This is a genomic window from Faecalicatena contorta (genome assembly GCF_003149105.1).
In the GTDB taxonomy this organism is placed as follows: Bacteria; Bacillota; Clostridia; order Lachnospirales; family Lachnospiraceae; genus Muricomes; species Muricomes contortus_C.
In genome coordinates this window covers 134,396-140,844 of record NZ_QGDS01000011.1, presented here as the reverse complement: position 1 = coordinate 140,844, position 6,449 = coordinate 134,396, and the positions used below count along the sequence as shown (strand labels likewise).

General features: G+C 38.8%; 7 protein-coding genes. All 7 read left to right on the top strand.

Annotated elements, in window-relative coordinates:
- The first annotated feature begins 295 nt into the window (after positions 1-295).
- The 7 genes from A8805_RS16350 to A8805_RS16320 all read left to right on the top strand — a co-directional run bounded on the left by A8805_RS16350 (position 296) and on the right by A8805_RS16320 (position 6,436).
- The gene (locus A8805_RS16350; RefSeq protein WP_109713094.1) at positions 296-544 is read left to right on the top strand and encodes a hypothetical protein; all 249 of its coding nucleotides are present in this window, start codon (positions 296-298) and stop codon (positions 542-544) included.
- A gap of 52 nt (positions 545-596) precedes the next feature.
- Positions 597-1,157: a CDP-alcohol phosphatidyltransferase family protein gene (locus A8805_RS16345; RefSeq protein WP_181392880.1), complete on the top strand. Its 561-nt coding sequence runs from the start codon at positions 597-599 to the stop codon at positions 1,155-1,157.
- Positions 1,158-1,349: 192 nt separating this feature from the next.
- Positions 1,350-2,459: an N-acetylglucosamine-6-phosphate deacetylase gene (gene nagA / locus A8805_RS16340; RefSeq protein WP_109713090.1), complete on the top strand. Its 1,110-nt coding sequence runs from the start codon at positions 1,350-1,352 to the stop codon at positions 2,457-2,459.
- A 440-nt stretch (positions 2,460-2,899) separates the two neighbouring features.
- A complete protein-coding gene (locus A8805_RS16335) occupies positions 2,900-3,604 on the top strand; it encodes an N-acetylmannosamine-6-phosphate 2-epimerase (protein ID WP_109713089.1) in 705 nt (234 codons plus the stop codon).
- On the top strand, positions 3,601-4,497 hold the full coding sequence (locus A8805_RS16330; RefSeq protein WP_109713087.1) for an ROK family protein: 897 nt from the start codon (positions 3,601-3,603) through the stop codon (positions 4,495-4,497). Before A8805_RS16335 ends, A8805_RS16330 begins: the two co-directional genes overlap by 4 nt.
- 17 nt (positions 4,498-4,514) lie before the next feature.
- Positions 4,515-5,336, top strand: coding sequence for a MurR/RpiR family transcriptional regulator (locus A8805_RS16325; protein ID WP_109713085.1), 822 nt, complete (start codon positions 4,515-4,517; stop codon positions 5,334-5,336).
- Between the two features lie 98 nt (positions 5,337-5,434).
- Positions 5,435-6,436, top strand: coding sequence for a Gfo/Idh/MocA family protein (locus tag A8805_RS16320; RefSeq protein WP_109713083.1), 1,002 nt, complete (start codon positions 5,435-5,437; stop codon positions 6,434-6,436).
- Positions 6,437-6,449: the final 13 nt, after the last annotated feature.

The window sequence follows — 6,449 nt, the reverse complement described above, 5'->3', positions numbered from 1 at the left end:
CAAGAATCTCGCCATCTGAATTCATGATAGATGCGAAATGTGTTTGCTTGGCGATATCGATGCCAACATAGAACATAAAATCAACTCCTTTGTAATAAAATCACTGTGTTTATCCACCTAGTTTTATCATCATAAACTTGCGTGAAATGAAAGTTCAAAGACTTATCCAACTATAAATGATTTAGATAAAACTGTGGCAATACACTCCTTAAAATAGTCAAAGCTATAAGATAAAATAAAAAGTCCACAGTGTTACTATTGATTATAACAAAGTTAAAGCGAAAGGAGAGTATTGATGTATTTAGTTACAAATATATCATACAAGATTATTATGAAAAAAGTAAAGGTGTGCAAACATTGTTCCAATTTTGATGTAAAGGAAATTAAGTACTATGCAAAGGATATAAATTGTAAATTAAAGTTTGGATGCTTAGGCAAATGCAGAGGAAAGTGCCCTGAATTGAGTGGCCAATATTTTGGGACGATTGATGGTGAACTTCTTATATGTTCTTCTAAAGAGGAGTTCTTTAGGCAAATGAAGTGATGGCTGAAAGGATTTGTATACATAAACGAAAGGTATGAAGAGGAGGAATAGAATGCTGAAAATAGTTCTAATAAATGCTATGACGTTGCTGCGGATTCCTCTTTCTGTTATATTCTGTGCTGCATTATTTTCCGATAATCATAGAATTGCATGGTGCGGTATCTTATTTGCAATCATTGCAATAACAGATTTTTTTGATGGCAAGCTGGCCCGCAAGTATAATGCCCAGACCAAATTAGGCGCAGTTTTTGATGTAGTATCTGATTTTTTCTTTATCGTTACTGCAGGCTGTTCTTTGTATTTTCAAGGGCTATTTCCCTGGTGGATGCTGACAATCATTATACTTAAATTTCTGGAATTTTGGGTAACCTCTTTTCTTTCAGTACGGGATGAAAAAACTAAAAAAGTTTTTATCTTCGATATGATAGGAAGAGCTGTGGCGATATCGTTTTATTTATTTCCAATGATGATACTGGTGTTTAAAGTTTTGCTCTCTAATGGACAGTTTAGAGTTGTTACTACTGTCATTTACATAATAATTACTATATTGTCCTTTATTTCGGCTCTGCTTAGAATTGGGGGTGGGGAGTTTAAGTTCAAGGTAAGAATCTAGTTTCTTGAAATTTTGTGTAACACTAACCATAATAATGAAATTCAATTAATATAAGTTGTGCGTTATGGATAAAGCGATGAAAGTACTGTCACAAATTGATATAATATTGAAGTTACTTGCTGAAATATATATAATCTTATAAAGAAGAGTGGTTGAGTAAATGGATAGTGTGGTTCTAAAGAGGGAAATGATATGATTATAAAGAATGTTCAAATTTACCGTGAAGATAAAAAGTTTCACTTTGGTGATTTAGCTATTGAAGAGGGACGATTTGTTGATGCTGAGAAGTCAGTGTCAGATGTAGTTGACGGAAATGGTGCCTATGCCATTCCCGGATTAATTGATTTACATTTTCATGGATGTATGGGTTATGATTTTTGTGATGGAACTTTGGAGGCTATTCAGGCTATTGCTAAATATGAGGCTTCTATCGGGGTTACTTCTATCGCTCCTGCCACCATGACTTTGCCGGTAGAGACTTTAGAAGAGATTTTACGGATTAATGCTTCTTATGAGAATACAGATGGTGCCCGTCTGGTGGGCATCAATATGGAAGGGCCATTTATTAGCAGGGAGAAGAAAGGAGCACAGGACGCATCAAATATTATTCCTTATAGTGTGGAGGTGTTTCGGCGTTTTCAAAAGGCTGCCAAAGGGCTGGTTAAGTTCATCGGTATAGCCCCTGAGTACGATGGTGCGATTCCTTTTATCCAGGAAGTAAAAGGTGAAGTTTCTGTGTCGCTGGCTCATACCAATGCTAATTATGAGCAGGCGAAAGCTGCTTTTGATAACGGTGCTTCTCATGTTGTTCATTTGCATAATGCGATGCCGGCCTTTTCACATCGGGAACCAGGTGTTGTAGGAGCAGCATTTGACAGCAAGCATGTTATGGCAGAGATGATTTGTGACGGTGTCCACATACACCCATCTATGGTACGTGCTACCTTTGAAATGTTTGGTACTGACCGGATCATTCTTATTAGTGATAGTATGCGGGCGGCCGGAATGGCAGACGGGCGTTATACATTAGGAGGCCTGGATGTGGACGTTAAAGGAAATCGTGCTGCTTTAGTTTCCAACGGTGCCTTAGCCGGATCAGTTACAAATTTGATGGATTGTATGAAGACGGCAGTAATAGATATGGGAATCCCATTGGAAGACGCCATTGCTTGTGCCACGATTAATCCGGCAAGGGCATTGAAAATTGACGATAAATATGGCAGTATTGCCAGCGGTAAAATTGCAAACTTAGTGCTGCTTGATAAAGAGTTGAACCTGCAGAAGGTTATTATTAATGGATAGAGCAAGTGTGTATAAATGAGCGTGTAAGCCAGAAATTGGCTTATGCGCTCTTTTCCTATTACATAACAACTCTCCGGGAGATGCTCACTGCGGCGTAAGCGGTAGATGCCGCTATGCGACCGCCGCAGATGCAAGAGTTTGCTGTGCAAACTCTTGATTCACTTCTGAATATTAGATTGTACAAAAGTTAAAAGCTTCATATTCAAGGAATATGCAGGATATTGGCGTTTTCAGCAGAGAAAAAACATTCATAGGATTGAAACTGATTTCCTGAAAATTTGTGCAATATATACTGAAACTATGCGATATAATCAGCAACTATTATTAAATAGGTCCAATAAAATGAAAGTACTATCATAAAAAGAAATAATGTTGAAATTACTTGCGGACATATATATAATTGGATAAAAGAGTGATTAAGTAAGTGGATGGAGGACGCTATGTATAAGAGGATTGCTGAGTTAAAGGGTAAACTTGTTGTCTCATGTCAGGCGCTTGAAACAGAACCACTGCACTCACCGTTCATTATGGGAAGAATGGCAAGAGCAGCGATGGAGGGGGGAGCAGGAGGAATAAGGGCTAATTCTGTAGAAGATATAGAAGAAATTAAAAAAAATGTTAATCTACCGATTATTGGTATTATAAAACAGGAATATGAAAACAGTAAAGTCTACATAACCCCGACAATGAAAGAGGTTGATGCATTGGCAAAAGTGAAACCAGATATTATCGCACTTGACGCAACAAATCGAGAAAGACCGGATGGAAAATCATTACAGGTGCTGGTGAAGCAGATAAGAGAAAAGTATCCCAATCAAATGTTGCTTGCTGATTGCTCAACACTTGAAGAAGCTATTTATGCTGATCTGTTAGGGTTTGATTTTATTGGACCTACTTTAGTCGGATATACAGAGGAAAGTAAAGATATAAGTATTGAAGAAAATGACTTCAAACTTTTGAAAGAAATAATTAAAAGTGTTGGTGCAAAGGTAATCGCAGAAGGCAATATCAATACTCCGGAAAAGGCCAAAAGAACCATAGAACTGGGATGCTATTGTGTGGTAGTAGGAAGTGCAATTACCAGGCCGCAGCTAATAACCAGGCAGTATGCCCAGGAGGTTGCCTTAGCTGAGGGATGCCTATGAACAGATATTTGACGTTTGACATTGGCGGAACAATGATTAAATATGGCCTGATTGATGAAACTGGGAGGATCATTGATTACCATTTGATGGAGAGTGAAGCCCACTTTGGCGGAGCACATATCATGCATAAAATAGAGAAAGTTGTGGAGACATATCTGGACGGTCAGACATTGGCAGGAATTGGAGTGTCCACTGCCGGGGTGGTAGACAATAAAGCCGGAACAATTATTTATGCGAATGACAATATCCCTGATTATACAGGGACGAACATAAAACAGTTGATAGAAGAACGGTTTAAAATTCCATGTGAGGTTGAGAATGATGTTGCCTGTGCCGGATTAGCAGAAATGTATTACGGAGCGGCTAAGAATAAACATATTTCTATCTGTCTGACAATAGGAACGGGAATCGGCTGCTGCATATTAATTGATAACCAGGTCTTTCATGGGTCTAACCATTATGCAGGTGAAGTTGGCTACATGAAAATGAATGACGCTCAGTTTGAAAACCTGGCTTCGACTCGTGCATTAATCCAAAACGTGGCCAGAGAAAAGAAAATAAAAGATATCAAGGGAGAGAAAATATTTGAATTGGCACAAAGCGGAGATAAAACATGTGAATTGGCGATTGAAAAGATGTGTGATTATCTGGCGCAAGGCATTTCTAATATCTGTTATGTAATAAATCCGGATGCTGTGGTGCTTGGAGGTGGTATAACCGCCCAGGGAAAATACCTGTATGACATATTAAATAAAAGGTTGGATGAACACCTGATAAAGTCAGTAAGGCAAAATACAGAGCTGCTATTTGCCCAAAATGGAAATCAGGCGGGTATGCTGGGAGCGTATTGTAATTTCTGTATACAGCAAGGCATTCCTTGCGGAAATTCGTAAGAAAGGGGTTTGGACAGATGGCAAAGTTTGAAAATAGTGTTATTCCCATTATCGAGTCGAATAGTGATAACTTTACAAATATAGAAAAACGAATTGCTTCTTTTTTTATTAATAATAGAGAAGAGTTGGATTTTTCGGCTAAAAGTATATCCAATCAGCTATATGTTTCCGAGGCTGCTTTATCCAGATTTTCAAAAAAGATAGGGTTTCCCGGATACCGGGAGTTTATTTTTCAATACAAAAAAACACTGAATAAAGAAACAAAAGTTGTTGAGAGCTATATTAAAGAAGCATTAAACACGTACGAGGAGCTGTTGAATAAAAGTTATGCTTTGATTGACAGCAAACAGATTAAGCGGATCGTACATCTGTTCAACCAAAAGCGCCGTGTATTTGTTTACGGGATGGGAAGTTCAGGGCTGGCGGCAAATGAAATGAAAATGCGGTTTACCCGGCTGGGCATAGATGTGGAGGCAATAACGGATCCCCATATGCTGGCAGTTAATTCTGTCAGGCTGAATGAGAATTGTATGGTCATTGGTATCAGCATCAGCAGAGCAACAAAAGAAGTTATCTCAGCGCTGGATATGGCAAAGGAGCGCGGGGCAGCTACGATTCTGATTACTTCAAAAAAGCATGATGCAGAAAAAGAGTTTTACGATGAAGTGGTCCTGGTATCAGTCAAAAAGAACTTGGATTATGGCAATATAATTTCACCCCAGTTTCCAGTACTTATTATGACAGACATTTTATATGCCAGTTACATCAGGGAAAACAAGAAACGAAGTGAAGAAACATATGATTCCACATTACATGTTATTTTAGACAGGAATCAATAAAATAAGCCTGCGAATAAAAGGCGAGATGGATATGGATACGGCAGCAGATGCTGTGCCTGTCATAAATATCATTTAGAAGAAGGAGGAGTAAGAGTAATATGAAGGAAGCAGTGAAAGTAGGAGTAATTGGTATCGGACAAATGGGGACTTATCATGCACAGGTCTATCAGAAACTGCCTCAGGCAGAGCTGGCAGCAATTTGTGAATATGATGATGAAAAACGGGCTGCAGCAGAAAAGGAATTTAATTGCAAAGGTTACAAAGATTACAAGGAGTTACTGGAAGATCCGGAAATTGAAGCAGTCAGTATTGTACTTCCGGATAATATGCATCGTGAAGCAGTTGAAATTGCAGTGAAGAACAACAAACATATACTTCTGGAAAAACCATTAGCGAAGGAACTGGAAGATGGAAAGGTTATGTATGAGCTGACAAAAGATTATGACAAGGTATTCAGTGTTGGGTTTCTTCTGCGCTATGACCCGCGGTTTGCAATGATTAAGCAAAGACTTGATGAGGGGGAACTGGGTGATATCATACATATATATTGCCGCCGGAACAGTCCGATTATTGGGCCAAGAAGATATGTAGGAGCTTCCGATTTAAGCATGCATGTAATGATTCATGATATTGACTATATCAATTGGTACATGGGTTGTGAGCCGGTGAAAGTATTTGCCAAAAGCCGCAGTGTGCTGCTAAAGGAAAATGGAATGAATGATGTGATTTATGCTATTGTAACTTATGAAAATGGTGCAATTGCGTGCATGGAGGCCTGCTGGGTTTTACCGGAAACATCACCGACGATAATTGATGATAAATTAGAACTGGTTGGAACAAAAGGTGTGGCTTATGTAGATTCATGTGACAACGGAGTGCGGTTCGTTACTGACAAGAAGGTGCAATATCCGGATACTCGTCATTGGTACTATGTGAATGGTGAATTATGTGGTGATTTGGCAGAGGAGATTATGGCTTTTATCAATAACGTGGCAAGTGGCACAAAGTCCATTATCACACCAAAAGAAGCGTATGATTCACTTAGAGTGGTTGATGCAATTGAGCGGTCAATTGCAGAGGAGCGGGAAGTGGAACTATAAAAGTTGAAAAACT

Excerpts from the sequence above, each read along its gene's own strand:
- A8805_RS16350 (WP_109713094.1), top strand. The coding sequence starts at position 296 with ATGTATTTAGTTACAAATATATCATACAAGATTATTATGAAAAAAGTA.
- A8805_RS16345 (WP_181392880.1), top strand. The coding sequence starts at position 597 with ATGCTGAAAATAGTTCTAATAAATGCTATGACGTTGCTGCGGATTCCT.
- nagA (WP_109713090.1), top strand. The coding sequence starts at position 1,350 with ATGATTATAAAGAATGTTCAAATTTACCGTGAAGATAAAAAGTTTCAC.
- A8805_RS16335 (WP_109713089.1), top strand. The coding sequence starts at position 2,900 with ATGTATAAGAGGATTGCTGAGTTAAAGGGTAAACTTGTTGTCTCATGT.
- A8805_RS16330 (WP_109713087.1), top strand. The coding sequence starts at position 3,601 with ATGAACAGATATTTGACGTTTGACATTGGCGGAACAATGATTAAATAT.
- A8805_RS16325 (WP_109713085.1), top strand. The coding sequence starts at position 4,515 with ATGGCAAAGTTTGAAAATAGTGTTATTCCCATTATCGAGTCGAATAGT.
- A8805_RS16320 (WP_109713083.1), top strand. The coding sequence starts at position 5,435 with ATGAAGGAAGCAGTGAAAGTAGGAGTAATTGGTATCGGACAAATGGGG.